The sequence below is a fragment of the Duganella radicis genome (assembly GCF_009720825.1).
In the GTDB taxonomy this organism is placed as follows: domain Bacteria; phylum Pseudomonadota; class Gammaproteobacteria; order Burkholderiales; family Burkholderiaceae_D; genus Rugamonas; species Rugamonas radicis.
In genome coordinates, this window is sequence record NZ_WNKY01000012.1 from 100474 (window position 1) to 126092 (window position 25619).

Annotated in this window: 28 protein-coding genes; 24 read left to right on the forward strand and 4 right to left on the reverse strand. The window is 62.3% G+C overall.

All coding sequences use genetic code 11. The features are described 5' to 3' along the window. Window positions 1-120 precede the first annotated feature (120 nt). The 24 genes from GM676_RS13390 to tatC all read left to right on the forward strand — a co-directional run bounded on the left by GM676_RS13390 (window position 121) and on the right by tatC (window position 16913). Complete coding sequence (locus GM676_RS13390; protein ID WP_155464101.1) at window positions 121-936, forward strand: ABC transporter ATP-binding protein; 816 nt, start codon at window positions 121-123, stop codon at window positions 934-936. Then, the gene (gene mlaE / locus GM676_RS13395; protein ID WP_155464102.1) at window positions 933-1718 is read left to right on the forward strand and encodes a lipid asymmetry maintenance ABC transporter permease subunit MlaE; all 786 of its coding nucleotides are present in this window, start codon (window positions 933-935) and stop codon (window positions 1716-1718) included. The genes GM676_RS13390 and mlaE overlap by 4 nt, the downstream gene beginning before the upstream one ends. A gap of 26 nt (window positions 1719-1744) precedes the next feature. After that, window positions 1745-2215: an outer membrane lipid asymmetry maintenance protein MlaD gene (gene mlaD, locus GM676_RS13400; RefSeq protein ID WP_155464103.1), complete on the forward strand. Its 471-nt coding sequence runs from the start codon at window positions 1745-1747 to the stop codon at window positions 2213-2215. Beyond that, entirely contained in the window at window positions 2212-3015 is an 804-nt protein-coding gene (locus tag GM676_RS13405) for an MlaA family lipoprotein (protein WP_155464104.1), read from the forward strand. The genes mlaD and GM676_RS13405 overlap by 4 nt, the downstream gene beginning before the upstream one ends. 31 nt (window positions 3016-3046) lie before the next feature. After that, a complete protein-coding gene (locus GM676_RS13410; protein ID WP_155464105.1) occupies window positions 3047-3691 on the forward strand; it encodes an MlaC/ttg2D family ABC transporter substrate-binding protein in 645 nt (214 codons plus the stop codon). 9 nt (window positions 3692-3700) lie between these two features. After that, window positions 3701-4135 carry an STAS domain-containing protein gene (locus GM676_RS32945; protein WP_155464106.1) on the forward strand — a complete coding sequence of 145 codons (435 nt, stop codon included), beginning with the start codon at window positions 3701-3703 and terminating at the stop codon, window positions 4133-4135. Between the two features lie 159 nt (window positions 4136-4294). Beyond that, on the forward strand, window positions 4295-5209 hold the full coding sequence (locus tag GM676_RS13420; RefSeq protein ID WP_155464107.1) for an ABC transporter ATP-binding protein: 915 nt from the start codon (window positions 4295-4297) through the stop codon (window positions 5207-5209). Then, complete coding sequence (locus tag GM676_RS13425) at window positions 5206-5973, forward strand: ABC transporter permease (protein WP_155464108.1); 768 nt, start codon at window positions 5206-5208, stop codon at window positions 5971-5973. The genes GM676_RS13420 and GM676_RS13425 overlap by 4 nt, the downstream gene beginning before the upstream one ends. Before the next feature lie 15 nt (window positions 5974-5988). Continuing rightward, on the forward strand, window positions 5989-6225 hold the full coding sequence (locus GM676_RS13430; RefSeq protein WP_155464109.1) for a BolA family protein: 237 nt from the start codon (window positions 5989-5991) through the stop codon (window positions 6223-6225). Between the two features lie 2 nt (window positions 6226-6227). Then, window positions 6228-7478: a UDP-N-acetylglucosamine 1-carboxyvinyltransferase gene (gene murA, locus GM676_RS13435; RefSeq protein WP_155464110.1), complete on the forward strand. Its 1251-nt coding sequence runs from the start codon at window positions 6228-6230 to the stop codon at window positions 7476-7478. Window positions 7479-7482: 4 nt separating this feature from the next. Further along, entirely contained in the window at window positions 7483-8148 is a 666-nt protein-coding gene (gene hisG, locus GM676_RS13440; protein WP_155464111.1) for an ATP phosphoribosyltransferase, read from the forward strand. Further along, complete coding sequence (gene hisD / locus GM676_RS13445; protein WP_155464112.1) at window positions 8145-9452, forward strand: histidinol dehydrogenase; 1308 nt, start codon at window positions 8145-8147, stop codon at window positions 9450-9452. The genes hisG and hisD overlap by 4 nt, the downstream gene beginning before the upstream one ends. Continuing rightward, on the forward strand, window positions 9449-10240 hold the full coding sequence (locus GM676_RS13450) for a DNA-methyltransferase (protein ID WP_155464113.1): 792 nt from the start codon (window positions 9449-9451) through the stop codon (window positions 10238-10240). Before hisD ends, GM676_RS13450 begins: the two co-directional genes overlap by 4 nt. A 13-nt stretch (window positions 10241-10253) precedes the next feature. Continuing rightward, a complete protein-coding gene (gene hisC / locus GM676_RS13455; RefSeq protein ID WP_155464114.1) occupies window positions 10254-11348 on the forward strand; it encodes a histidinol-phosphate transaminase in 1095 nt (364 codons plus the stop codon). A gap of 18 nt (window positions 11349-11366) precedes the next feature. Next, on the forward strand, window positions 11367-11957 hold the full coding sequence (gene hisB / locus GM676_RS13460; protein ID WP_092280997.1) for an imidazoleglycerol-phosphate dehydratase HisB: 591 nt from the start codon (window positions 11367-11369) through the stop codon (window positions 11955-11957). A gap of 10 nt (window positions 11958-11967) precedes the next feature. Further along, complete coding sequence (gene hisH / locus GM676_RS13465) at window positions 11968-12606, forward strand: imidazole glycerol phosphate synthase subunit HisH (RefSeq protein ID WP_155464115.1); 639 nt, start codon at window positions 11968-11970, stop codon at window positions 12604-12606. Between the two features lie 30 nt (window positions 12607-12636). Next, the gene (gene hisA, locus GM676_RS13470; protein ID WP_155464116.1) at window positions 12637-13425 is read left to right on the forward strand and encodes a 1-(5-phosphoribosyl)-5-[(5-phosphoribosylamino)methylideneamino]imidazole-4-carboxamide isomerase; all 789 of its coding nucleotides are present in this window, start codon (window positions 12637-12639) and stop codon (window positions 13423-13425) included. A gap of 2 nt (window positions 13426-13427) precedes the next feature. After that, a complete protein-coding gene (gene hisF / locus GM676_RS13475; RefSeq protein WP_155464117.1) occupies window positions 13428-14201 on the forward strand; it encodes an imidazole glycerol phosphate synthase subunit HisF in 774 nt (257 codons plus the stop codon). Further along, window positions 14198-14623: a phosphoribosyl-AMP cyclohydrolase gene (gene hisI, locus GM676_RS13480; RefSeq protein WP_155464118.1), complete on the forward strand. Its 426-nt coding sequence runs from the start codon at window positions 14198-14200 to the stop codon at window positions 14621-14623. The genes hisF and hisI overlap by 4 nt, the downstream gene beginning before the upstream one ends. Then, a complete protein-coding gene (locus tag GM676_RS13485) occupies window positions 14620-14958 on the forward strand; it encodes a phosphoribosyl-ATP diphosphatase (RefSeq protein WP_155464119.1) in 339 nt (112 codons plus the stop codon). The genes hisI and GM676_RS13485 overlap by 4 nt, the downstream gene beginning before the upstream one ends. Before the next feature lie 12 nt (window positions 14959-14970). Then, window positions 14971-15339 carry a histidine triad nucleotide-binding protein gene (locus GM676_RS13490; protein ID WP_371866226.1) on the forward strand — a complete coding sequence of 123 codons (369 nt, stop codon included), beginning with the start codon at window positions 14971-14973 and terminating at the stop codon, window positions 15337-15339. Window positions 15340-15430: 91 nt separating this feature from the next. Beyond that, a complete protein-coding gene (tatA, locus tag GM676_RS13495) occupies window positions 15431-15634 on the forward strand; it encodes a Sec-independent protein translocase subunit TatA (protein ID WP_072783665.1) in 204 nt (67 codons plus the stop codon). A gap of 13 nt (window positions 15635-15647) precedes the next feature. Further along, a complete protein-coding gene (gene tatB / locus GM676_RS13500; protein ID WP_155464120.1) occupies window positions 15648-16157 on the forward strand; it encodes a Sec-independent protein translocase protein TatB in 510 nt (169 codons plus the stop codon). Then, the gene (gene tatC, locus GM676_RS13505; protein WP_155464121.1) at window positions 16158-16913 is read left to right on the forward strand and encodes a twin-arginine translocase subunit TatC; all 756 of its coding nucleotides are present in this window, start codon (window positions 16158-16160) and stop codon (window positions 16911-16913) included. It abuts the gene before it with no gap. Between the two features lie 11 nt (window positions 16914-16924). Here the strand turns inward: tatC and GM676_RS13510 are convergent, their stop codons facing one another. From GM676_RS13510 to GM676_RS13525, 4 genes are all read right to left on the reverse strand, one after another. Then, the gene (locus tag GM676_RS13510; protein WP_155464122.1) at window positions 16925-17167 is read right to left on the reverse strand and encodes a hypothetical protein; all 243 of its coding nucleotides are present in this window, start codon (window positions 17165-17167) and stop codon (window positions 16925-16927) included. Between the two features lie 103 nt (window positions 17168-17270). Continuing rightward, entirely contained in the window at window positions 17271-19178 is a 1908-nt protein-coding gene (locus GM676_RS13515; RefSeq protein WP_155464123.1) for a DUF885 domain-containing protein, read from the reverse strand. 87 nt (window positions 19179-19265) lie between these two features. After that, the gene (locus GM676_RS13520; protein WP_155464124.1) at window positions 19266-23423 is read right to left on the reverse strand and encodes a DEAD/DEAH box helicase; all 4158 of its coding nucleotides are present in this window, start codon (window positions 23421-23423) and stop codon (window positions 19266-19268) included. Beyond that, window positions 23420-25363 carry a S9 family peptidase gene (locus GM676_RS13525; protein ID WP_155464125.1) on the reverse strand — a complete coding sequence of 648 codons (1944 nt, stop codon included), beginning with the start codon at window positions 25361-25363 and terminating at the stop codon, window positions 23420-23422. The genes GM676_RS13520 and GM676_RS13525 overlap by 4 nt, the downstream gene beginning before the upstream one ends. Window positions 25364-25619: the final 256 nt, after the last annotated feature.

Consider the following 25619-nt stretch of genomic DNA (forward strand, 5'->3'; position numbering starts at 1 on the left):
GAGTGTAAATTACTGACTTTGGGTTCAGTAGTGTTGTATTATCTGCTACTTAATCTTGCGCTTTAGATGCGCTCCAAGCAGAGATTGACCTTTCTGCACTACAATACGGCATTCCAAAAAATGAGTTCAGTCGTGGCTAATCTAGTCGAAATCCGTGATTTACACTTCACCTATGGCAAGCGCGCGATCCTGACGGGCTTGAACATGGACTTTCCACGCGGGAAAGTGGTGGCGATCATGGGCGGCTCCGGTTCCGGCAAGACCACCGTGCTGCGCCTGATCGGCGGCCAATTGCGTCCGCAAAAGGGCCATGTCAAGGTCCAGGGGCAGGTGGTGCACAAGCTGAATACCGCCGGCCTGTATCTGTTGCGTCGCAAAATGGGCATGTTGTTTCAGCATGGCGCTCTGTTTACCGACCTCAGCGTGTTTGAAAACGTCGCCTTCCCGCTGCGCGAGCATACCGACCTGCCGGAAGAGCTGATCCGCAATCTGGTGCTGATGAAGCTGCAAGCCGTGGGCCTGCGCAACGCCGCCAGGCTGAAACCGGGCGAAATCTCGGGCGGCATGGCGCGCCGCGTGGCGCTGGCGCGCTCGATCGCGCTGGACCCGGAACTGATTATGTATGACGAGCCGTTCGCCGGCCTGGACCCGATCTCGATGGGCGTCACCGCCAACCTGATCCGCAACCTGAACACGGCGCTGGGCTCGACCACGGTGCTGGTGTCGCACGACGTCAAGGAAAGCTTCGCCATCGCCGACTATGTTTATTTCCTGTCGCAAGGCAAGATCGTCGCCAGCGGCACGCCGGAAGAGATGATGGTGTCCACCGACCCGTATGTGAAGCAGTTCGTCAACGCGGAAGCGGACGGCCCGGTGCCGTTCCACTATCCAGGCAAGTCCCTGGCCGACGATCTGGGCCTGGGAGTGCAAGTATGAGTGTAAAGAACTGGTTGTCCAAGCTGGGCGCGCCCCTGCGCGACTATATTGAAAGCATCGGCTTCGGCGCCCGCACCTTCGGCGCCATGCTGGGCCTGTCGCCGGGCCTGCTCAAGCGTCCGCGCCTGGTGGTCGAGCAGCTGCATTTCATCGGCAATTACTCGATGCTGATCATCACCCTGTCCGGCCTGTTCGTCGGCATGGTGCTGGGCCTGCAAGGCTATTACACGCTGAATAAATACGGCGCCGAGCAATCGCTGGGCCTGTTGGTGGCGCTGGGCCTGACCCGCGAGCTGGGCCCGGTCATCACCGCCCTGCTGTTCGCCGGCCGCGCCGGCACCTCGCTGACCGCCGAGATCGGCCTGATGAAGGCCGGCGAGCAGCTGTCGGCCATGGAAATGATGGCCGTGAACCCGATCCAGCGCGTGCTGGCGCCGCGTTTCTGGGCCGGCGTGATCTCGGTGCCGCTGCTGGCGTCGGTGTTCAGCGCGGTCGGCGTGCTGGGCGGCTGGCTGGTCGGCGTGCAGCTGATCGGCGTCGACGACGGCGCCTTCTGGTCGCAGATGCAGGCCGGCGTCGACATCTGGAAAGATATTTACAACGGCTTCGCCAAGAGCGTGGTGTTCGGCATCGCCATCACCTTCATCGCCCTGTACCAAGGCTACGAAGCCCAGCCGACCCCGGAAGACGTGGCGCGCGCCACCACCCGTACCGTCGTGATCTCATCGCTGATGATCTGGTGGCTGGACTTCATGATGACGGCGCTGATGTTCAGCAAATAAAGATTAAGAAACTGAGGAAGAAGAATATGCAACGCAAATCTCTGGATGTCTGGGTCGGTCTGTTCATCGTTGTCGGCGTGGCTGCGCTGATGTTCCTGGCGCTCAAGGCCGGCAACATGAGCTCGCTGTCCTTCGGCAAGACCTACGCCGTCACCGCCAAGTTCGACAACATCGGCAGCCTGCGCCCGCAGGCGGCGGTCAAGGCCGCCGGCGTGGTGGTCGGCCGTGTGGGAGAGATCAAGTTTGATGACAAGAGCTACCAGGCGCTGGTAACCTTGAACATGGAAGAAGGTTACAAATTCCCTAAGGACAGCTCGGCCAAAATCCTCACCGCCGGCCTGCTGGGCGAACAATATGTCGGCATCGAAGCCGGCGGCGACACCAACAATCTGGCTGCCGGCGACAAGATCGCCCGCACCCAATCGGCTGCCGTACTGGAAGACCTGATCAATCAGTTCATCTACAGCAAAGCCGCCGAAGGAAAGGACGATAAATGATCCGCACCACGAAATTCCGCCAGGCCGCGCTGGCGCTGGGCGTCACCCTGATGCTGGCCGGCTGCGCCGGTCCCAACCCGCGCGACCCGTACGAGAGCTACAACCGCGCCATGTTCGAGTTCAACGACACGGTCGACACCTACGCCCTGAAACCGGCCGCCACGGTCTATAAAAACGTGACGCCCGGCTTCGTGCAAACCGGCGTCAGCAACTTCTTCGGCAACCTGGGCGACGCCTGGACCGCTATCAACCAGCTGTTGCAAGGTAATGGCCAGGCCGGCATGTCCGACCTGAGCCGCTTCGCGCTGAACTCGACCCTGGGCATCGTCGGCCTGTTCGACATCGCCTCCGAGGCCGGCCTGCCGAAGCACAAGGAAGACTTCGGCCAGACCCTGGGCGTGTGGGGCGTGGATTCCGGCCCTTACCTGGTGCTGCCGCTGCTGGGCCCGTCCACCGTGCGCGACACGGTGGCCCTGCCGGTCGATATCTCGGGCGACATCTGGCGCTACAAGGACCCGACCAACGTGCGCAACATCGGCACCGCGCTGCGCGTGATCGATACCCGCGCCGGCCTGCTGGACGCCTCCACCCTGCTGGAAGACGCCGCCCTGGACCGCTACGAATTCCTGCGCGACGGCTATTTGCAGCGCCGCGAAAGCCAGATCCACCCGGACGGCGACGGCCCCTCCAGCAAGCCTAAAAAAGATGACAGCGCAGAAACTTCCACACCCGTGTCATCCGAATCGGCCCCAAAAGAGTTAAACTCCGGCACACCGGCTGCAAAACCTGACAGCCAGTGACCCCGAGAACCACTCATAAGGCATAGAAAAGATGAAATTCATTAAACAATTTATCGCTTTAGCAACTGTTGCCGTCGCCTTCAACGCGCACGCCGCCGCCCCTGCCAACGAGGCGCCGGACGCGCTGGTGAAACGCATCAGCCAGGACGTGATCGACACCGCCAAGGCCGACAAGGCCATCCAGGCCGGCGACACCAAGAAGGTGATCGACCTGGTGGAAACCAAGATCCTGCCGTACGTGGACTTCCAGCGCATGACCTCGCTGGCCGCCGGCCGCTTCTGGCGCGACGCCACCCCGGAACAGCAGAAAGCCCTGACCGAACAGTTCCGTTCGCTGTTGGTGTTCACCTATTCGGGCGCGCTGTCGCAGGTCAAGGATCAGACCATCGAATTCAAGCCCCTGCGTGCCGATCCGGCCGACACCGAGGTGGAAGTGCGCTCGCAGGTCAACATGCCGCGCGGCGAACCGATCCCGCTGAACTACCGCGTCGCCAAGGGCCCGCAAGGCTGGAAGATCTACGACATCAACGTGCTGGGCGCGTGGCTGGTCGAGACCTACAAGGGCACCTTTGCCTCGGAAATCTCGAAAGGCGGCATGGACGGCCTGATCAAGGCGCTGACCGAGAAAAACAAGAAGCTCGCCAGCAAGCCACTGAAAACCAACGCACCCAAGTAAGCTGACGCCATGAACGCCGTTACCGAACCCATCGACAATTTGCAGTCGCTCACGTCCCTGACCGTGCTCAACGCCACCGCGGCGCTGGAGCGCGGCTATGCCGCCCTGCGCGCCGGCCAGACCGTGTTCGACCTGCGTCATGTGTTGACGGTGGATTCGGTGGCGGTGTCGGTGATGCTGTCGTGGCAGCGCGCCGCGCAGGCCGCGGGCGTCCAGCTGCAACTGAAAAACCTGCCGCCGGCGCTGCAAAGCCTGACCAAGCTGTACGGCGTGTGCACGCTGCTGTTCCCGACCGACGTCAAGCTGGAACAGGACGGCAACATCCCGCGCAACCCCGCGCACGACGAATTCTCCCCGGTGAAAGCGCCGGAATCGGTCTTCAGCAAGAAGACCCAGGTGGGCAACGATTCGGCCGACAACTCGGCCGCCCACCATCACCATTGACCCCCGCCTCCCCCCGCCGCCTGCTGTAAATCCCCGGTCCGGCTCAGCCGGATCAAAATTCCAATATAATTGAACGTTGCCGCAGTCGAAGAGCCGTGGCGCCCGCAGCATCTTCCTTCGCGCCGGTTCTGCCGCCGCAACCTTATAGATAAGTCAAGAATGACAGCGATCCAAATTAGCAATGTCGAGAAGCGCTACAAGTCGCTCCAGGCGCTGGGCGGCGTCTCACTGAACATTGAAGAAGGCGAATTTTTCGGCCTGCTCGGCCCGAATGGCGCCGGCAAAACCACCCTGATTTCCATCATCGCCGGCTTGAACCGCCCGGACAATGGCTCGGTCAAGATCCACGGCCACGACGTGGTCAGCGATTTCCGCGCGGCCCGCAAGAAGCTGGGCGTGGTGCCGCAGGAACTGGTGTTCGACCCCTTCTTCACCGTGCGTGAAACCCTGCGCCTGCAATCCGGTTACTTTGGCCTGAAGAACAACGACGCCTGGATCGACGAGGTGATGCACAACCTCGACCTGACCAACAAGGCCGACACCAATATGCGCGCGCTGTCCGGCGGCATGAAGCGCCGCGTGCTGGTGGCGCAGGCGCTGGTGCACAAGCCGCCCGTGATCGTGCTCGACGAGCCGACCGCCGGCGTCGACGTCGAACTGCGCCAGACGCTGTGGAAGTTCATCTCGCGTCTCAACCGCGAAGGCCACACCGTGGTGCTGACCACGCACTATCTGGAAGAAGCGCAAGCCATGTGCAAGCGCGTGGCCATGCTCAAACTGGGCAAGGTGGTGGCGCTGGACTCCATGGCCTCGCTGATCCGCCGCATCTCCGGCTCGCAGCTGATCGTCAACATGACGCATGGCGACCTGCCGGACGACCTGCGCTCGCTGATCACGCACCCGGAAACCTCGGAGCACGGCAAGAAGTACAGCCTGCGCATCAATGAATACGCTGAAGTCGAGCAGATTTTGAAACGCCTGCGCGAGTCGGGCGCCATCATCGACGAAATGCAACTGCAACAAGCGGATCTGGAAGACATCTTCATCCAGATCATGGAAAAAGGTACCGTATGAACTTCCTCTCCGCCGGCTTCCGCACCCTGGTCTACAAGGAGACCTTGCGCTTCTGGAAGGTAGCGACGCAAACCATCGCCGCGCCGATCCTGACCGCCATGCTGTACCTGCTGATTTTCGGTCACGTGCTGGAAGGTCGCGTCAACGTCTACGATGGCGTCAACTACACCTCCTTCCTGATTCCGGGCCTGGTGATGATGAGCGTCTTGCAGAACGCCTTCGCCAACTCCTCGTCCTCGCTGATCCAGTCCAAGATCACCGGCAACCTGGTGTTCGTGCTGCTGACGCCTTTGTCGCACTGGGAGATTTTCTCGGCCTACGTGATCGCCGCCATGGTGCGCGGCATCGTGGTCGGCTGCGGCGTGTTCTTCGTGACCGCGTGGTTCGCCCACTTGTCGTTCGCGGCGCCGCTGTGGATCATCGTGTTTGCGCTGCTGGGCGCCGCCATCCTCGGCACCATGGGCCTGATCGCCGGCATCTGGGCCGAGAAGTTCGACCAGCTGGCCGCCTTCCAGAACTTCCTGATCGTGCCGCTGACCTTCCTGGCCGGCGTGTTTTACTCGATCCATTCGCTGCCGCCGGTATGGCAGGCGGTATCGCATTTGAATCCGTTCTTCTACATGATCGACGGCTTCCGTTACGGTTTCTTCGGCCAGTCCGACGTCAATCCGCTGGTGAGCGTGGCCATTGTTGCGGCCTTCCTGGTGGTGCTGGCGTTCCTGGCGATTCGTTTGCTGCGCTCGGGCTACCGCCTGCGCCACTAATTCATAGGATTCATCATGGTCACCACTCCAGAACTCATCCACGGCTACATCAAGGCCGGCCTCGAATGCACCCACCTCGAAGTGGAGGGCGACGGCCAGCACTTCCAGGCCGTGATTGTGTCGCCCGCGTTTGCCGGCAAGCGCCTGATCCAGCGCCACCAGCTGGTGTACGCTGCGCTGGGCGACCGCATGCGTGAAGAAATCCACGCGCTGTCGATGAAAACCCTCACCCCTGACGAATACCAAGGATAAGCATGGACAAGCTTCTGATTCAAGGCGGTAACCGCCTGCAAGGCGACATCACCATCTCCGGCGCCAAGAACGCGGCGTTGCCTATCCTGTGCGCCGGTTTGCTGACTTCCGGCGATGTCGAACTGTCCAACGTGCCGCACCTGCACGATGTATCGACCATCCTGAAACTGCTGGGCGAGACCGGCCTGAAAGTCACGCAGGACGGCGACAAGGTCACCCTGAACGGCAGCGCCATCACCAAGCTGGAAGCGCCGTACGATCTGGTGAAAACCATGCGCGCCTCGATCCTGGTACTGGGTCCGCTGCTGGCGCGCTTCGGCGAAGCCAAGGTCTCGCTGCCGGGCGGCTGCGCCATCGGTTCACGTCCGGTGGATCAGCACATCAAGGGCTTGCAGGCGCTGGGCGCCGACATCACCGTTGAAGGCGGCTATATCTACGCCAAGTGCGCCAAGCTGAAAGGCGCGCGCATCGTCACCGACATGATCACCGTCACCGGCACCGAAAACCTGCTGATGGCCGCAACGCTGGCCGAAGGCGAAACCGTGCTGGAAAACGCCGCCTGCGAACCTGAAGTGACCGACCTTGCCAACCTGCTGGTGGCCATGGGCGCGAAAATCGAAGGCATCGGCACCAACCGTCTGGTGATTCAGGGCGTGAGCGAACTGCGTGGCGCCAGACACGCCGTGATTTCGGACCGCATCGAAGCGGCCACCTTCCTGTGCGCCGTCGCGGCCACCGGCGGCGATATCACCATCCGCAACACGCGCGTGGACATCATGGATGCGGCGCTGGACAAGCTGCGCGAGATCGGTGTGACGCTGACCATCGGCGACAACTGGATCCGTGCGCAGATGGACAAGCGTCCGTCGCCTGTGACCTTCCGCACCACCGAATACCCGGGCTTCCCGACCGATATGCAGGCGCAATTCATGGCGGTGAACACCATCGCCAACGGCGCCAGCCGCGTGACGGAAACCATTTTTGAAAACCGCTTCATGCACGTCCAGGAGATGAACCGTCTGGGCGCGCAAATTGAAACCGATGGCAACACCGCCTTTATCAAAGGCGTTGAACAGCTGGTTGGCGCGCCTGTGATGGCGACCGACCTGCGTGCATCCGCTTCGCTGGTGATCGCCGGCCTGGCTGCGCGCGGTGAAACGCTGGTCGACCGCATCTATCACCTGGACCGCGGCTACGATCAGATGGAAGTCAAACTCTCCGCCGTAGGCGCCAACATCAAGCGAATCAAGTAAAACCATGAGCACCTTTCAAGCCGACTCCCAGCAGCTGATTCTTGCGCTGTCGAAGGGCCGCATTTTCGAAGACACCCTGCCGCTGCTGGAAGCGGCCGGCATCACCGTCACCGAGAATCCGGAAACCTCGCGCAAGCTGATCCTGCCGACCAACGACCCTGACGTGCGCGTGCTGATCGTGCGCGCGACCGACGTGCCGACCTATGTGCAGCATGGCGCGGCGGACTTCGGCGTGGCCGGCAAGGATGTGCTGCTGGAGCACGGCGGCGAAGGCTTGTACCAGCCGATCGACCTGCATATCGCCGAGTGCCGCATGTCGGTCGCGGTGCGCAACGGCTTCGATTACGACACCGCCGTGCGCCAGGGCGCGCGCCTGCGCGTGGCCACCAAGTTCGTCGAAACCGCGCGCGCGCACTTCGCCAAGAAGGGCGTGCACGTGGACCTGATCAAGCTGTATGGCTCGATGGAGCTGGCACCGCTGGTCGGCCTGTCGGACGCGATTGTCGACGTGGTCAGCACTGGCGGTACGCTGCGCGCCAACGACCTGAAAGAGGTCGAGGCCATCATGGATATTTCCTCGCGCCTGATCGTGAATCAAGCCGCGCTGAAGATGAAACGCGAGCGCCTGCAACCGATTATCGAAGCATTTGAACGCGCATCCAAAAAATGATTACCAAGCTCGATTCCAGCCAGGCCGATTTCAAACAGCGTCTGGACACCCTGCTGGCGTTTGAAGCCAGCACCGACGACGCCATCGAATCTGCCGTCGGCAAGATCCTCGCCGATGTGAAAGCACGCGGCGATGCCGCCGTCCTCGAATACACCAACAAATTCGACCGCCTGCCGAACGGCGGCGCCACCAGCATGGCGGCGCTGGACGTGTCGCAGGAAGAACTGCAAGCGGCGCTGGCCGCGATTCCTGAAGCGCAGCGCAAGGCATTGGAAGTCGCAGCGCAGCGCGTGCGCGTGTTCCACGAACGCCAGAAGCAGGAACTGAACGGCTTCACCTACACCGAGCCTGATGGCACGGTGCTGGGTCAGCGCGTGACGCCGCTGGACCGCGTCGGTATCTACGTCCCTGGCGGTAAAGCCGCCTACCCATCGTCGGTACTGATGAACGCGATTCCGGCGCACGTCGCCGGCGTGGAAGAAATCATCATGGTGGTGCCAACGCCGGACGGGGTGAAAAACCAGATGGTGTTCGCCGCCGCCGCCATCGCTGGCGTGACGCGCGTGATCACCATCGGCGGCGCCCAAGCCGTGGCCGCGCTGGCCTACGGCACCGAAACCATACAGGCGGTCGACAAAATCGTCGGCCCGGGCAACGCCTACGTGGCCTCGGCCAAGCGCCGCGTGTTCGGCACCGTCGGCATCGACATGATCGCCGGCCCGTCGGAAATCCTGATCGTCGCCGACGGCACCACCGATCCTGACTGGGTCGCGATGGACCTGTTCTCGCAGGCGGAGCACGACGAGCTGGCGCAAGCCATCCTGCTGTGCCCGGACGCCGACTACATCGCCAAGGTGGAAGCCAGCATAGAAAAGCTACTGCCACAGATGCCGCGCCAGGAAGTCATCAAGACCTCGCTGGGCGACCGCGGCGCGCTGGTCAAAGTGCGCGACATGGACCAAGCGTGCGCCATCGCCAACAGCATCGCCGCCGAGCACCTGGAGATCTCCGCCGTCGAGCCGCGGCAATGGGCCGACAAGATCCGCCACGCAGGCGCCATGTTCCTCGGCCGCTTCTCGTCCGAGTCGCTGGGCGACTACTGCTGCGGTCCGAATCACGTGCTGCCGACCTCGCGCACCGCGCGTTTCTCGTCGCCGCTGGGCGTGTACGATTTCCAGAAACGTTCATCCATCATTCACGTCAGCGAAGCCGGCGCCCAAACGCTGGGCAAGGTCGCGGCCGAACTGGCCTACGGCGAGGGCTTGCAGGCGCACGCCCGCAGCGCGGAGTTGCGCCTCAAATGAGTGATTGGCTCAATCAGGTTTTCTGTGAGGATGCGCTGGCCGGACTGGCGCGCATCCCGGATGGTTCCATCGACCTGATTCTGACCGACCCGCCGTACAACCTCGGCAAGGACTACGGCAATGGCTCGGACCAGCAAACGGTAGACGAATACCTGCGCTGGACCGAACAGTGGATCGACGCCGCCCTGCCCAAGCTCAAGCCCAACGGCAGCTTGTACATTTTCCTGACCTGGCGTTTTTCGCCGGAGATTTTCGTCATGCTGAAAAAGCGCATGACGATGATGAACGAAATTATCTGGGACCGCCGCGTGCCGTCGATGGGCGGCAGCGTGCGCAGCTTCTCGTCGGTGCACGACACCGTCGGTTTCTTCGTGCGCCGCAAGGATTACTACTTCGATCTCGACGCCGTGCGCATCCCGTACGACGCCGAGACCAAGAAAGCCCGCACGCGCTCCATCTTCATCGGCGCCAAGTGGCTGGAAGTGGGCTACAACCCTAAAGATGTGTGGAGCGTCTCGCGCCTGCACCGTGAGCATCCGGAGCGCGCCGATCATCCCACGCAAAAGCCGCTGGAGATTATCGAGCGCATGGTCAAGGCCTCGTGCCCGCCGGACGGCGTGGTGCTGGACCTGTTCATGGGCAGCGGTACGACGGCGGTGGCGGCCCGGCGCTGCGGCCGGAATTTTGTCGGATTCGAACTGAATCCCGAGTATTGCAGCATCATCGCCGAGCGCCTTGCCGCGCCGGAGGTGCCGATCAAGAAGTCCCGAAGTTTAGTCAACTCATAGGAGCCCGAGTAAGATGTCCCCCATCGCCACGCTGGTCAACAGCACCATCCGCCCCGACGTACAAGCTGTAGCCAGCTACCACGTCGCTGACGCGAGTGGTTTTATCAAACTGGATGCGATGGAGAACCCTTACCACCTGCCGCATCATCTGCGCGAGGACCTGGCGCATCGGCTGGCCGACGTGGCGCTCAACCGCTATCCGGCGCCGGCCTACAGCAGCATCAAGCAGCGCATCAGGGATAAGCTGGGGGTGCCGGCCGGTTACGACGTCATTCTCGGCAATGGCTCGGATGAGCTGATCTCGATCCTGTGCATGGCCTGCGCCATGCAGGACCGCCGCGCCACCGTGGTCGCGCCGACGCCGTCGTTCGTGATGTACCAGCGCTCGGCGCAATTCGCCGGCATGGACTATATCGGCGTGCCGCTGAAAGCCGACATGACGCTCGACCTGCCGGCCATGCTGGCCACCATCGCAAAACACAAGCCGGCGCTGGTGTTCCTGTCCTACCCCAACAACCCGACCGGCAACCTGTTCGCCGAAGACGACATCATCGCCATCATCGAGGCGCTGGACGGTTTCGGGCTGGCCGTGGTGGACGAGGCCTACGAGCCCTTCGCCCAGCAAACCTTGATGCACCGCCTGCCGGAATTTAACAATCTGGTGGTGATGCGCACCGTGTCCAAGCTGGGCCTGGCCGGCATCCGCCTCGGCTACATGTCGGCGGCGCCGCAATTGCTGGCGGAATTCGACAAAGTGCGGCCTCCTTACAACATCAACGTATTGACCCAGGTTGCGGCCGAATTCGCGCTCGACCACCTGGAGGTGCTGAACCAGCAGGCGGCCGCGTTGCGCGCCGCACGCGCCGATCTGACGGCTGCATTGGCCGCCATGCCGGGCGTGGAGGTATTTCCGTCGGCGGCGAATTTTATCTTGATTCGCGTGCCCGATTCCGACGCCATCAACGCAAAACTGCTGTCTCACAAGGTATTAATTAAAAATGTGAGTAAAATGCACAGTGTGCTGGCCAATTGTTTACGTATTACCGTTAGCACCCCGGAAGAAAATTCCACCTTCCTCGATGCCTTCGCTGCATCGCAGGCAGCCTGACACCATCGCGAGCTTTTCATGAACCGCACCGCAGAAATCATCCGCAACACCAACGAGACGCAAGTCCGTGTCTCGATCAACCTGGACGGCACCGGCAAACAGAAACTGAACACCGGCGTGCCCTTCCTCGATCACATGCTGGACCAGATCGCCCGCCACGGCCTGTTCGACCTGGAAGTCGAAGCCACCGGCGATATCCATATCGACAACCACCACACGGTGGAAGACGTCGGCATCACGCTGGGCATGGCGGTGGCCAAGGCCATCGGCGACCGCAAGGGCATTGTGCGCTATGGCCACTCCTACGTTCCGCTGGACGAGGCGCTGTCGCGCGTCGTGCTGGACTTCTCCGGTCGCCCGGGCATCGAGTACCACATCCCGTTCACGCGCGCCATGATCGGCACCTTTGACGTCGACCTGACGCTGGAATTCTTCCGCGGCTTCGTCAACCACGCGCTGGTGACGCTGCACATCGACAACCTGCGCGGCACCAACGCCCACCACCAGTGCGAAACCGTGTTCAAGGCCTTCGGCCGCGCGCTGCGCATGGCGTCCGAGCTGGACCCGCGCGCCGCCGGCACCATCCCGTCGACCAAGGGCACCCTGTAAGCCATCCATCATGAAAAAAATCGTAGTAGTTGATTACGGCATGGGTAATCTGCGTTCGGTTGCGCAAGCCCTGCGCGCCGTGGCGCCGGAAGCCAATGTGCTGATTTCCGGCGAAGTGGCCGATATCGCAAGCGCCGACCGCATCGTGCTGCCCGGCCAGGGCGCCATGCCGGACTGCATGCGCAGCCTGCGCGAATCCGGCGTCCAGGAAGCCCTGCTGGCGGCGTCGAAACAGGTCCCGCTAATGGGAGTGTGCATCGGCGAGCAAATGTTGTTTGATGTCAGCGAGGAAGGCAATGCCGCCGGCCTGGGCCTGCTGCCCGGCAAGGTGGTGCGCTTCCAGCTGGACGGCCAGGTGCAGGAAGACGGTTCGCGCTTCAAGGTACCGCAAATGGGGTGGAACCAAGTGCGGCAAACGGCGTCTCATCCGATGTGGCAGGATATTCCGGACAACGCGTATTTCTATTTCGTGCACAGCTATTTTGCCCAGCCGGAGCAGGCCGCGCACACCGTTGGGCAAACTGTCTACGGTGCGCCGTTCAGCTGCGCCGTGGCCCGTGATAATATTTTCGCGACCCAGTTCCACCCGGAGAAAAGCGCCGCCACCGGCCTACAGCTGTACAAGAACTTTGTTCACTGGAACCCTTGATTTCTATTTTCTAATTTATCTGAAACCATCATGCTGCTCATTCCTGCCATCGACCTCAAAGACGGTCACTGCGTTCGCCTGAAACAAGGCGATATGGAACTCGCCACCGTATTCTCCGAAGATCCGGCCGAGATGGCCCTGCATTGGCTGAAGCAAGGCGCGCGCCGCCTGCACCTGGTTGACCTGAACGGCGCCTTCGCCGGCAAGCCGAAGAACGAGGCCGCCATCAAGTCCATCCTGAAAGCGGTGCAGGATTTCGCGGAAGAAAACGACCTCGAAGAGATCCCGGTGCAACTGGGCGGCGGCATCCGCGACCTCGACACCATCGAGCGCTACCTGGACGCCGGCATCACCTACGTCATCATCGGCACCGCCGCCGTGAAAGAGCCGGGCTTCCTGCACGATGCCTGTGGCGCCTTCCCGGGCCACATCATCGTCGGCCTGGACGCCAAGGACGGCAAGGTCGCCACCGACGGCTGGAGCAAGATGTCCGGCCACGAGGTGATCGACCTGGCCAAGAAGTTCGAAGCCTACGGCGTGGAATCCATCATCTACACCGACATCGGCCGTGACGGCATGATGGGCGGCGTCAACATCGAAGCCACCGTCAAGCTGGCGCAAGCCGTGAAGATTCCGGTGATCGCCTCCGGCGGCCTGCACAACATCAGTGACGTGGAAGCCCTGTGCGCGGTGCAGGATGAAGGCATCGAAGGCGTGATTTGCGGCCGTTCGATCTACGAAGGCACCATCGATCTGGCGTCGGCGCAGGAGCGCGCGGACGTGCTGAGCGGCGACCTGATCGAGGAAGAAGACGAATAATCATGCTGGCTAAACGCATCATCCCTTGCCTCGACGTGACCGATGGCCGCGTCGTCAAAGGCGTCAACTTCACCGAGCTGCGCGATGCCGGCGACCCGGTGGAAATCGCGCGCCGCTACGATGAGCAGGGCGCCGATGAGCTGACCTTTCTCGACATCACCGCCACCAGCGACAACCGCGGCCTGATCCTCGACATCATCGAAGCGGTGGCTTCGCAAGTCTTCATTCCGCTGACCGTGGGCGGCGGCGTGCGCGAGGTGGCCGATGTGCGCCGCCTGCTGAACGCCGGCGCCGACAAGGTCAGCATGAACTCGTCGGCGGTATCGAATCCGCAACTGGTGTACGAAGCCTCGCAGAAGCACGGTTCGCAGTGCATCGTGGTGGCGATCGACGCCAAGCAGACCTCGCCCGGCAAATGGGAAGTGTTCACCCACGGCGGCCGCAAGGCCACCGGCATCGACGCCATCGAATGGGCCAAAAAGATGGAACAGCTGGGCGCCGGCGAAATCCTGCTGACCAGCATGGACAAGGATGGCACCAAGTCCGGCTTCGACCTGGGCCTGACGCGCGGCGTGTCCGACGCGATCGGCATCCCGGTGATCGCTTCCGGCGGCGTGGGCGGCCTGCAAGACCTGGCCGACGGCGTCAAGCTGGGCAAGGCCGACGCGGTGCTGGCGGCCAGCATCTTCCACTATGGCCAGCACACGGTGCAGGAAGCCAAGCGCTTCATGGCGCAGCAAGGCATTCCGATGCGCCTGGATGGAGCAGCGCGATGAATGCACCTGTCCAGCCAAAAGCAGCCTGGCTGAAAAAAGTAAAGTGGGACGAGCACGGCCTGGTGCCGGTGATCGCCCAGGAAGCCGGCAGCAACGACGTGCTGATGTTCGCCTGGATGAACCGCGAGGCCTTGGCCAAGACGGTGGAGCTGGGCGAAGCGGTCTATTGGAGCCGTTCGCGCAAGAAGCTGTGGCACAAGGGCGAAGAGTCCGGCCACGTGCAGAAAGTGCTGGAGGTGCGGCTCGACTGCGATGAAGACGTGATCCTGCTGAAAATCGAGCAGGCCGGCGGCATCGCCTGCCACACCGGCCGCCACTCCTGCTTCTTCCAGAAGTTCGAGGGCGACGCCCAGGAAGGCGACTGGCAAAACACCGAGCCGGTACTGAAAGACCCGAGCGATATTTACAAGGCAGGCAAATGAGCACCATTCTTGACCGCCTGGCGGACGTGATCGAATCGCGCAAGCCGGCCAATGGCGGCGATCCCGCCACCTCCTACACTTCCAAGCTGTTCACCAAGGGCGACGACGCCATCCTGAAAAAGATCGGCGAGGAGGCCACCGAAACTGTGATGGCCGCCAAGGACGCGCGCGCCGGCGGCGACAGCGGCAAGGTGCTGTACGAAGTGGCCGACTTGTGGTTCCATACCATGGTGTTGCTGGCCCAGTTCGACCTCAAGCCGCAGCAGGTGCTCGATGAACTGGCGCGCCGCGAGGGCGTGTCCGGCATCGAGGAAAAAGCATCCCGCAAAGAATAAACGGAGCCTTTCGTGGAAAACTGCATCTTTTGCAAAATAGCCGAAAAGAAAATCCCTTCGACCACGGTGTACGAAGATGACGAGCTGCTGGCGTTCAAGGATATCAACCCGCATGCCCCGGTGCACCTGTTGGTGATTCCAAAAAAACATTTCTCGACCTTGCAGGACGCCGCCGCCGAGCCTGAACTGCTGGGCAAGATGCTGGCGCTGGCCCCCCGTCTGGCAGAGGAAGCCGGCTGTGCGGTAGGGTACGATGCCGGCGGCGCGCCGCAGCGCGGCTACAAGACGCTGATTAACAGTGGGCCGGATGGCGGTCAGGAGGTGTACCATTTACACCTGCACGTGATCGGCGGCGCGCATCCGTGGCGCGGCCAGCGTTAATCGGCCGCCGGATCACTACATTTACCGCAGGCACTGCGCTTCGCTTATACTGTGGCAGCAGTCCTGGAATCAACGAATTTAGGGGAATATGATGGGTTCTTTTAGTATTTGGCACTGGCTGATCGTACTGGTGATCGTCATGCTGGTCTTCGGCACCAAGAAGCTGGGCAACATGGGTTCGGACATCGGCAAGGCCGTCAAGGGCTTCAAGGATGGCGTGAAGGGCGCGGACGAAGACAAGCCGGCCGCTCCGGCACCGGGCACCATCGACGTCGACACGAAAGAGAAGAAGTAAGTAGCCTTTTCTTATGATCGATCTCGGTCTTACCAAACTTGCTGTCATCGGCGTGGTTGCGCTGGTCGTCATCGGTCCTGAAAAGTTGCCCAAGGTGGCGCGCATGGCCGGGACGCTGTACGGCCGCGCCCAGCGTTACCTGAACGAAGTGAAGTCCGAAGTCACGCGTGAAATCGAACTGGAGGAACTGCGCAACCTGAAGAAGGAAGTGCAGGACGCTGCCCAGAACATCAAGGCGGATGTGGAAAATTCGATCGCGCAAAACATGTCCGAGGTCGAAAACGCCTTCAGCGAAAGCACGTACGATGGCACGCCGTCGTATGAGCCGGTCTCGTTCGGCCATGTCACCACCGAAGATTTGTCGCGCAAGGCGCGCGAGTTCCGCCGCAAGAAGTTGGTGCGCAACTCGGCCATTCCCAACTGGTACAAGCAGCGCCATGGCGGCAAGCTGCACGTAACCTCGGGCGCGGCGCGGGTGGCCCGCTTCCGTCCTCGCGGCCCTACCAATAGCTCTTTCTTTTAAATGACGACACCTAATCCGGGCGAAGAGACCTTTATCTCTCACCTGATCGAACTGCGCGACCGCCTGGTCAAGGCATCGATCGGGATTGCGCTGGTGTGTATCGGCCTGATGATCTGGCCGGGGCCTTCGCATATCTACGACATCATTGCCGAGCCGATGATCCGTTCGCTGCCGGAAGGGTCGAAGATGATTGCCACCGGCGTGATATCGCCGTTTCTGGTGCCGATGAAGGTCACCCTGGTGATCGCGATTATCCTGTCCTTGCCGTGGGTGCTGTATCAGCTGTGGGCCTTCGTGGCGCCGGGTTTGTACGCGCATGAGAAGCGCCTGATTGCACCGCTGGTGATTTCCTCGTCGGTGCTGTTCATGGCCGGCGTGGCGTTCTGCTATTTCCTGGTGTTTGGCCGGGTGTTCCAGTTCATTGCCGAATTCTCGCCGACCTCGATTGCGGTGACGCCGGACATCGAGAACTATCTGGATTTCGTGATGTCGATGTGCCTGGCGTTTGGCGCGACCTTTGAGGTGCCGGTGGTGGTGGTGATCCTGGTGCGCATGGGGCTGGTGAGCGTGGCCAAGCTGAAAGAGATTCGTCCTTACGCGATTGTGGGCGCCTTCGTGATCGCCGCGATTGTCACGCCGCCGGATGCCGTGTCGATGTTCTCGCTGGCGATTCCGATGTGCCTGCTGTTCGAACTGGGCCTGCTGGTCGCGCCGCTGTTCGTCCGCATCTCCACCGCCCCGGAAGAAAAAGCCTGACGGGCTAGGTCCTACGCCGGAGTGATTAGATCCTGCTGAAGCGCCTCCACTTTGAGCCTCAGCATGTCGAGGTCGCGCTTGATGCTTTCTAAGCGGGCAATATAGTCTGTCTTGGGAATCAGCACATCATCCGGCGCTACTAACGCTTGGGATAGCACTTCATGTAAGGTCCGGGCTTGGGCAACAGCATGCTCGTACGGCACGCCCGCATCAGTTAGTTTCTTAACGTAGCTGAGTGTATCGAAGATGGCCATGATTATGATACCTCCTCAATGTGAGATTATCAGAAAACGACTGAACTACAGCCGTTCTCCATCGTATCGAATCACATGCCCATCGGTTTGAGCGAGCGCAGGGTTATTGCGTCATCAGGCCCTTGATCACGCGCACCGGCGCGCTGCCGTAGCTGAGGAATTGCTCGTGGAATTCCTTCAGGTTGAACTTCGCGCCCAGCTGCTGCTTGCGCTGCTCGCGCAGTTCCATGATCTCGCTGTAGCCGCTGAAATAGCTGGTCAGCTGTACCGACGACACCTGCACGCGGTGCCACTTCTCCACCGCTTCGCTGCGTGTCTGGAAGGCCTGGCGCGTCAGCAGATCGATGGCCTGCTCTTCCGTCATGCCCAGCACGTGCACGCTGTAATCGAGAATGGTGTTGGTCACGCTGCGCAGATTCCACTTGGAATACATCAGCCACATCTCCGGCGCGTTGTCGCCATAGCCGGACTCCAGCATCATGCGCTCGCCGTACACCGCCCAGCCTTCCACCATCGCGCCATTGCCGAAGATCGACTTCACGATGGACGGCGAACGGTTGGCGTACACCAGCTGCGCGTAGTGGCCGGGAATCGCCTCGTGGATATTCAGGATCTGCAAGATCCAGTGGTTGTACTCGCGCAGGCTGCTCTCGGCGGCTTCGGCTGTGGCGCCATCCAGCGGCGTCACGTTGTAGAAAGTGCGGTCCTGCGGACGATACGGCCCCGGCGCATCGATGCTGGCGCCCGCCACACCGGCGGCATAGGCCGGCGTCGCGCGCACTTCCAGCGGCTTGTTCGGGTCCAGCGTCAACAGGTTGTGGCTGACCACCCACTCCTGCAACACCGGAATCTGGCGCTTGATCTCGCTGACGAAATCCTCGCGCGCCACATGGCGTTCGGACAGCTTGTCGATCACCATGCCGATCTTGGCGAAACGGTCGCTCGGCCTGGCGGTGGCGCCCATGGTCTTGTCCCACAGCTCGTCGGACAGCTTGTCCATATTGGCCAGCAATTCCTCGCGCGTGGCCAGCGCCTTCTGGTAAGTCTGCTCGGCGGTGCTGGCCGACTGGATATCGAAGGCGAACTTCTGCTCATATAGCTCTTTGCCGAGACGGAAGGTACGACGGCCCCTGGTGTCCATCTGCTTGTCCATCTCGGTCAGGAAAGCCACGTAGCCATCCACCGCCGTCAGCGCCGCGTTCACGCGCTGGGTGAACAGCTGCTTCTCCACCGGCGTCAGGATGGACGCTTGCGCCACCTTGTCCACTTCGGTCAGCAGGGTCTGCACGCCGGGCGCCTGCTTGATCGCCAGGCGCGTGTGTTCGCGCGTTGGATTGACGATGTTGGCGCGCGCCGCATCGTAGTACGCCGGGATGCTGGCGATGCGCTTGAGCAGCGTGCGCAGGCGCTGCGGCTGCGCCGCATACTCGGTGTTCAGAATCAGGTCGATCGGGCCGGCGACGTTGTAGCTGGCCGGATTCCATTCCCATTCGCGCAGCGTGGTCAGGCGGAAGCGGTCGCTATCGAGCTTGTTGATCAGCAGGCCCAGGTCGGTGCGCTGCCTGGCCGACAGCTTGCTGGCGTTGACGGCGGTGAACTTGGCCTTCCAGTCGTCGATGAAGGCCAGCTCCTTGTCTTGCTCGGCCTTGTCGAACACGGTCAGGGTGGCGGCGGTGTCGTACTTGCCGGCGTAGATCGCGCTTTCCGAATCGATGCGCCACAGCGCGTTCAGGAACTGGTTGCCGAGGTTGTCGAACTGGCGGTCTTGCCAGCGTTCGGACGCCACTTTCAGCGCCGGGACGGCGGCCGCGGCGGCGACGGCCTTGGTCTTGCCGGACGCTTTGCTCTTGCCAGTGCTTTTGGAGGATTTGCTGCTCTTGGCTTTGCCGGAGCTGGCCTTGCCGCTGCTCTTCTTGGTGGGCGAAGCTTTGTGGTGGTGCGTTGCGGCGCTGGCTGGTGCGGCGGCCAAAGCCGCCATCAGCGCAGCCAGTGCGAGTTTTGTCTTAATCATCATATGCAGCCTTGTATCAGAAGCGGAGGAGATTATCACTAATCTGCTCGCTTGAGAGCGTTCGATACAAGCCGAATCATTCTGCTTTTATTTTTTCAAGCCCTCTTGCAGCATCGCTAACATTTCAGCCGACGACATGCGGCCGCTGACGTCGCTGCCCTCCAGCAGACTGTCGGCCAGGTCGCGCTTGTGCTGGTGCAGGTCGACGATGCCCTCCTCGATGGTGTGGCGCGCCACCAGACGATAGATGGTCACCGGCCGCTGCTGGCCCATGCGGTGGGCGCGGTCCGAGGCCTGGTCTTCCACCGCCGGATTCCACCACGGGTCCATGTGGATCACGTAATCGGCGGCGGTGAGGTTGATGCCGACGCCGCCGGCTTTCAGCGAGATCAGGAACACATCGCCCTCGCCGGCCTGGAACGCGTCCACGCGCTTCTTGCGGTCGGCCATGGAAGTGGCGCCGTCGAGGTACTGGTAGCTCACGCCCTGCTCATCCAGATGCGCGCGGATCAGCGCCAGATGGTCGACGAACTGACTGAACACCAGCACCTTGTGCTTGTTGTCCAGCAGGTTCTCCAGCAAGTGGGCGAAGGCCGACAGTTTGCTGCTGGCCAGCTTGAGCTCCGGCGCGATCAGGTTCGGATTGCAGCAGGCGCGGCGCAGCTTCATGATCTCGGCCAGGATCTGGATCGATTTCTTCTCGGCCGGTCCTTCCACCTTTTCCAGATTCTCCAGCGCGGCGCGGCGCAGCGATTCGTACAGCGCCGTTTCGTCGGCCGACAGGTCGACTTCCAGCGTGATCTCGGTGCGCGACGGCAGCTCGGTCAGCACCTGCGACTTGGTGCGGCGCAGGATGAAAGGCTGGATCAAGCGCCGCAGGCGCTTGCGCGCGCCCAGTTCGGCGCGGTGGTCCTGCGGCTTTTCGATCGGCGCGGCGAAGCGCAGGTTGAATTGCTCGATGCTGCCCAGCAGGCCCGGATTGATGAAGCGGAACAGGTTCCACAATTCGCCCAAATGATTCTCCAGCGGCGTGCCGGTGACGGCGATGCGGAACTCGCCCTTCAAGGCCATCACCGCCGCCGAGCGCTTGGTGGCGGCGTTCTTGATGGCCTGCGCTTCATCCAGCACGATGGTATTCCACTGGACCCTGGCGAACAGCGCGGACTCCAGTTGCAGCAGGCCGTAGCTGGTCACCACCACATCATAGGCGTGCAGATTGTTCAGCACTTCGGCGCGGTCGCCGGGGCCGAACAGCTGCATGTTCAGCGTCGGCGCAAAACGCGCCGCTTCGCTCATCCAGTTCATGCAGACCGAGGTTGGCGCGACCACCAGTGTCGGGCCTTTCGGCGCGCGCGACAGGATCAACGCCAGCGCTTGCAGCGTTTTGCCGAGGCCCATATCGTCGGCCAGGCAGGCGCCCACGCCCCAATGCGCAAGGCGCGACAGCCAGTTGTAGCCTTCCAGCTGATAATCGCGCAGCTCCGCTTGCAGGGTGCTTGGCAGTTCCGGCGTGAAGGCTTCCTGCTCCTGCATGCGTGCCAGATGTGCTTTCCACAGCTTGTCGGATTTGAGGCCGCCGACGTCGTCGGCCAGTTCCTCCAGCGCGAACGACGCCAGCGGATGCACGCGCACGCCGTCGGCGGTGATTTCGCCGTAGGCTTGCACCTCCTGCAAGCGGCGGTACAGTTCCTCGGTCAACGCCATGTAGCGGTTCTCGCCCAGTTCGACGAAACGGCCATTGCTCTTTTCCATCATCTCCAGCAGCGTACGCAGGTCGATGATCTTGCCTTCGTCGACCTGCAATTCACCGCTGGCGGCGAACCAGTCCTTGTTGCTCTTGATGGCGAGGCGCAGCTGCTTGGTTTCCACCTTGTTCGTCACGCGGAAGCTCTCGCCCTCCGGCCAGGCGATGACGATGCTGGCCGGGTCCAGCGCCTGCAATTCCACCAGCAGTTGCAGACACAGGGCCGGTTGCCCCAGCAGCCATTCGCCATGATCCTGCTCGGCCGATTCCAGCACCGGGCATTGGTCGATCAGATCGCGCTCCGCATCGCGTTCGTCGATCAGTTTGCGGCGCGCCTGCACCGGCTTGCCGCCGATGTCGGCGATCACGCTGTCGGCGCCGTCGCCCGGTTTGTAGTAGGCGCCGTTGACCAGCGGGCGCACCAGGATCTGCATCTTCAGGCCGTGCTGGTAAGGCAACAGGTGCAGATGCAGGCGCATATCGGCTTCCATCTGCTCCATGTCCGGGGCGGCGCCGCCGAGGTCCGACTGCACCGTCACCATCGACGAAATGGCGCTGATGGCCGACAGTACTTGCTGCTCCGCGTGCGCCGGCACATTGAGCGCATCGCCGACGATGGCGGCGATCTTGCGGTGTTCTTCCAGGATGCTCACCACGCGCAGGCGCGTCGGCGTTTCCTTGGTGATGACCACCGAGGCGTTATCGTCAGGAATGGGCGGTTGCAGGCGCAGTTCCAGGTTGCCGGGACTGCGCTTGACCAGCAGTTCCGGCTCACCGGCCAGCATCTCCACGCGCATGTCCGGCAGATCGGACCAGAACAGCAGCGGATGGCCGACCAGCGCCGGCGCCGCGCGCTGCGGATCGATCTCGTAAGTCAGGCCGGTGGACTGATAGCCGCGATGCGCCACGGTGATGGCTTCCGCCGCGCGGATGTCCTGCGGTGTGAGGAAGCTGAACTGCTCCGCTTCAAAGCGCAAGCGCTTCAGACCGACCGCGCGGCCCTTGCTCCACAACCCGCGCGCATCGCGCTTCTGCTCGACCGGCGAGATGTCGGTCAGGCCGTGGCGGTTATCGTAAGTCAGCAACCACGCGAGCCGCGTGCTGCCTGCTGTTTCGGCGGTCGCCGGCTGCTGAAGGTTGATCAGCGCGGTGAGCTGGCGCTGCCAGCCTTCCTGCCGCTCGAACCAGGTCGTCATATCGGGGAAGCCGAGGCGCGAGCGTAGGGCTTGCGCGTGGATCTGCATCTCGTTGTCGCCCATCTGGCCCAGCAGCGCGGCGGCCTGGCCGGCAATGAACAGATAACCGGCGCGTTCGGCGTTTTTCACCAGATCCTGCAACTGCTCCTTGCGCTCTTGCAGCTGCGGCAGCGAGAGCCAGAAGTACAGCAGGAACTGGAACATCTGCGTTTGCAGGCCCGGCTCCCACGGCAGCGCGGACACGGTATCGACCTGCATCACGCCGGCGCGGATCTGGCGCAGCAAGTCAATCATCTGGTGCACCGAACTGTCGTGATTCTTCGGCAGCTTGACCGCGATGTCGAGATAGGCCTCGGCCGCTTTCAAATGGCGCGGATCGCCGCTGCGCAGCGCCGACAGCAGATACAGATTGCCGCCCATGCCGGTGAATAGCTGCTTGCGTTTGCCGGTGTCGCGGCGCAGTGTTTTCAGCGCCACGTCAAAGCCGGTGATGGCGGCGCTGCCGGCCCCGCGCAGCAGCACCACAATGCTGGCGAGGTACTGGCTTTGCGCGCCGGCGGTGCGCTCCAGATAACGCTTGGCGTCATCGAGGCGGCCGCACAGCAGCGCGTCTTCCGCCATCGCCATGCGCAGCTCGGCGTTGATGTCGCCATGACGGCGCTGCATGTGCATCTCGCAGTATTCACGCAGCACCGGCGCGGTTTGCGGCTCCTGCTGCGAATGGTGCATCAGCACCGCCAGCACATCGTCTTGCAGCAAAGGGCTGACCAGCGCGATCATGCCCGGTTCGAACGGGCGGCCAAAGATATCGACGATAGGATGCAGCTGCGCCGCCTCGTAGCTGCCAAGGCAGAACGCCAGCACTTGCTGGATCTGCTGCGGACCGTGGCCGCGCAAAAGCCCCATGCGCAGGCGCGCCATGCCGGCGCGGTAGCTGCGCGGCTCCATGCTGTTCCAGGTCTGCCGCATCGGCACCAGTTCGGCGTAGGCGGCGCACAGGTCTTCCATCGCGTGGGTGCCGATGGCGGAGCGGATCGCCGGCCAGCGCAACTTGGCGTTACAGACAAATCCGCGTCCCGTCACCACGCTGATGAAGGCCAGACGTTCCAGTTTGGAGATAGCGTCGTCCAGCGTCGCCACCGTGTACTGCTGGCCGTCGTCGTTGTATTCGATGCGCGCGTGGTGCAGGTGATCGAGGATGGCGGTGCGGCCCATAGGCTCGCCGACCAGCGCGAGCAGCGCCAGGATCGCTTTTTCGTTGTAGGGCAGCGCGTCGAATTCAGCGAGCAGCTTGGGATCGGTCATGCGTGGTTGAGGCTAAAGATGCGTTGATAGAAGTCCAGCTCCGCTTCCAGCGTGCGGATGATGTTTTCGGCTTTGCGGAAGCCATGGCCTTCGCCTTCCAGCTCGACGTATTCGACCGGAATGCCGCGCTTCTTCAACGCGGCGACCATCATTTCCGATTGCTGCGGCGGCACCACCTTGTCGTCCAGGCCCTGGAAGAAAATCATGGGGCGCGACAGCTTGTCGGTGTGGTTGATTGGCGAGCGCTGGGCGTAGACCGCGTCCGCCTGCGCTTTGGGCGCGATCAGGTATTCGTTGTAGTGCGATTCGAATTTGTGCGAGTCCTGGTCCAGGCCCTTCAGGTCGGAAACGCCGTAGTAGCTGGCGCCAGCCTTGAACACATCGTGGAAGGTCAGGGCGCACAGGGTGGTAAGGCCGCCGGCGCTGCTGCCGCGGATGATCAGGCGATCGGCATCGGCCAGGCCACGCTCCACCAGCGCCTTGGCGCCGTTGACGCAGTCCTCCACATCGACGATGCCCCACTGGCCTTTGAGCAGGTCGCGGTAGGCGCGGCCAAAGCCAGTGCTGCCGCCGTAGTTCACATCGAGCACACCGAAGCCGCGGCTGGTCCAGTACTGGGTTTTCAGATTGAGCGTATTGACCGTCATGCCGGTCGGGCCGCCGTGGCCGATGACGATCACCGGTGGCTTGCTGCCCTCCGGTGCTTGCACATCCTTGTTGCGCGGCGGATAGTAGAAAGCGTGGGCGGTGCGGCCGTTGCTGGTGTAGCTGATGCTGTCCGGGATGGACAGGTTGGCTTCCTCCGGCAGGTCTTCAATCGATTGCGCGAGGATCTCCACGCCTTCTTCGGTGAAGTCGATGCGGGCCAGTTCCATCGGGATGGCCGGGCCGCCGGCCAGCATGGCGATATAGCCGTTGGAGACGCGCAGTTCGCGGATTTCCTCGTAGGGGTTGGCGATGCATTCCAGCTTGCCGCTGGCCGGCAGCAGGCGCGCCAGGCGGCTGACGCCCTTGTCGATGTAGGTGCAGATGATTTCGCTGGCCGAGCGGAAGCCGTACATGCTGTTGCCGAAGGTCCAGTGCGGGGTGGCGAATTCGGCCTCCATAGGGCACAGGCCTTCGGTGCGCTGGCGATCGCGGCACAGTCGGTACAGATTCCACCAGCCGCTGCGGTCGGAGACGAAGTGCAGCAGATTGTCGGGCGACCATTCGGGTTGGCAGATGGATTCCTCGGCGCCGCCGGCGATGCGTTTTGGTGCGGCGAGCGTGCCGTCGTCGTTGAAGTCGGCCAGCCAGAGCGTGGTGCCCTGCCATGGCATGCGTGGGTGATCCCAGCTCAGCCAGGCCAGCGAACGGCCATCCGGCGACACGCGCGGCGAGGAATAAAAGTCCGCGCCCTGTACCAGCACCGTCTCAGCGCCCGCCGCATCGCCGGCCGAGCCTTCGCCCGACGCTCCTCTGCTGATCGCGCAGATCGTGTTGCCCGGCTGCGCGTGTTCGTCATCGCCATGCAGCTCGCGCACGGCGAGCAGGCGATTGCGGGCGCGGTCCACGGCGAAATCGGCAAACCGCTGCTTGCCGGCCTGCGTCACCTGCACCGGCGGCTCGCCGGCGATCATGCTATAAACGCAATTGTCTTTGAAATGCGTGAAATACACCGTCTCGCCATCGACCGCAAACGCACCGCCGCCATACTCATGCACGCGCGAGCGCACATTGAAAGGCGCCGGCGTCAACTCCTGCGTGGTCACGCCGTGATAGCGCAACAGCGTATTGCGCCCCGCCTCGGCCGCGCGGCCGGCCAGCCAGAAAATATCGCTGCCATCGGCCCCGCCCAGCATCAGCGAAGACAGCGGCGTCGCCCCGGCCGCCACGCGCGCGGCGCTGATGGTCGAGGGCCAGGCGCCAAACGGCGCGACGGCGGATATTTGAGAGGTCATGAGGCGGCTCCAGAAAGGGTCTTTTACGCGGTGCTAGTGGACTGTAACGGAAGAATCGGTAGTGAAGGACGCGCCAGCGGCGCGCAGGGCAAGGCGCAAAGCGCAGCGATAGCGGGCTATCGCGAGCATTTGCAACGCCGCCATGCGCGTTGCTGGCACGGCAGGCACTACCGATTCGAGCGTTACAGTCCACTAGGCATGATAGAGAAAGGCCAGCGAAAAAAAAAGCTTCTCCTTGCATTTTGTCATATGGCGC

Excerpts from the sequence above, each read along its gene's own strand:
- GM676_RS13485 (WP_155464119.1), top strand. The coding sequence starts at position 14,620 with ATGAGCACCATTCTTGACCGCCTGGCGGACGTGATCGAATCGCGCAAG.
- GM676_RS13525 (WP_155464125.1), bottom strand. The coding sequence starts at position 25,363 with ATGACCTCTCAAATATCCGCCGTCGCGCCGTTTGGCGCCTGGCCCTCG.
- hisG (WP_155464111.1), top strand. The coding sequence starts at position 7,483 with ATGAGCACCTTTCAAGCCGACTCCCAGCAGCTGATTCTTGCGCTGTCG.
- GM676_RS13515 (WP_155464123.1), bottom strand. The coding sequence starts at position 19,178 with ATGATTAAGACAAAACTCGCACTGGCTGCGCTGATGGCGGCTTTGGCC.
- GM676_RS13520 (WP_155464124.1), bottom strand. The coding sequence starts at position 23,423 with ATGACCGATCCCAAGCTGCTCGCTGAATTCGACGCGCTGCCCTACAAC.
- tatB (WP_155464120.1), top strand. The coding sequence starts at position 15,648 with ATGATCGATCTCGGTCTTACCAAACTTGCTGTCATCGGCGTGGTTGCG.
- GM676_RS13430 (WP_155464109.1), top strand. The coding sequence starts at position 5,989 with ATGGTCACCACTCCAGAACTCATCCACGGCTACATCAAGGCCGGCCTC.
- hisF (WP_155464117.1), top strand. The coding sequence starts at position 13,428 with ATGCTGGCTAAACGCATCATCCCTTGCCTCGACGTGACCGATGGCCGC.
- GM676_RS13390 (WP_155464101.1), top strand. The coding sequence starts at position 121 with ATGAGTTCAGTCGTGGCTAATCTAGTCGAAATCCGTGATTTACACTTC.
- hisI (WP_155464118.1), top strand. The coding sequence starts at position 14,198 with ATGAATGCACCTGTCCAGCCAAAAGCAGCCTGGCTGAAAAAAGTAAAG.
- GM676_RS13425 (WP_155464108.1), top strand. The coding sequence starts at position 5,206 with ATGAACTTCCTCTCCGCCGGCTTCCGCACCCTGGTCTACAAGGAGACC.
- GM676_RS13420 (WP_155464107.1), top strand. The coding sequence starts at position 4,295 with ATGACAGCGATCCAAATTAGCAATGTCGAGAAGCGCTACAAGTCGCTC.
- hisC (WP_155464114.1), top strand. The coding sequence starts at position 10,254 with ATGTCCCCCATCGCCACGCTGGTCAACAGCACCATCCGCCCCGACGTA.
- hisH (WP_155464115.1), top strand. The coding sequence starts at position 11,968 with ATGAAAAAAATCGTAGTAGTTGATTACGGCATGGGTAATCTGCGTTCG.
- GM676_RS13510 (WP_155464122.1), bottom strand. The coding sequence starts at position 17,167 with ATGGCCATCTTCGATACACTCAGCTACGTTAAGAAACTAACTGATGCG.
- GM676_RS13450 (WP_155464113.1), top strand. The coding sequence starts at position 9,449 with ATGAGTGATTGGCTCAATCAGGTTTTCTGTGAGGATGCGCTGGCCGGA.
- hisA (WP_155464116.1), top strand. The coding sequence starts at position 12,637 with ATGCTGCTCATTCCTGCCATCGACCTCAAAGACGGTCACTGCGTTCGC.
- murA (WP_155464110.1), top strand. The coding sequence starts at position 6,228 with ATGGACAAGCTTCTGATTCAAGGCGGTAACCGCCTGCAAGGCGACATC.
- GM676_RS13405 (WP_155464104.1), top strand. The coding sequence starts at position 2,212 with ATGATCCGCACCACGAAATTCCGCCAGGCCGCGCTGGCGCTGGGCGTC.
- hisB (WP_092280997.1), top strand. The coding sequence starts at position 11,367 with ATGAACCGCACCGCAGAAATCATCCGCAACACCAACGAGACGCAAGTC.
- GM676_RS13410 (WP_155464105.1), top strand. The coding sequence starts at position 3,047 with ATGAAATTCATTAAACAATTTATCGCTTTAGCAACTGTTGCCGTCGCC.
- GM676_RS32945 (WP_155464106.1), top strand. The coding sequence starts at position 3,701 with ATGAACGCCGTTACCGAACCCATCGACAATTTGCAGTCGCTCACGTCC.
- mlaD (WP_155464103.1), top strand. The coding sequence starts at position 1,745 with ATGCAACGCAAATCTCTGGATGTCTGGGTCGGTCTGTTCATCGTTGTC.
- mlaE (WP_155464102.1), top strand. The coding sequence starts at position 933 with ATGAGTGTAAAGAACTGGTTGTCCAAGCTGGGCGCGCCCCTGCGCGAC.
- tatA (WP_072783665.1), top strand. The coding sequence starts at position 15,431 with ATGGGTTCTTTTAGTATTTGGCACTGGCTGATCGTACTGGTGATCGTC.
- hisD (WP_155464112.1), top strand. The coding sequence starts at position 8,145 with ATGATTACCAAGCTCGATTCCAGCCAGGCCGATTTCAAACAGCGTCTG.
- tatC (WP_155464121.1), top strand. The coding sequence starts at position 16,158 with ATGACGACACCTAATCCGGGCGAAGAGACCTTTATCTCTCACCTGATC.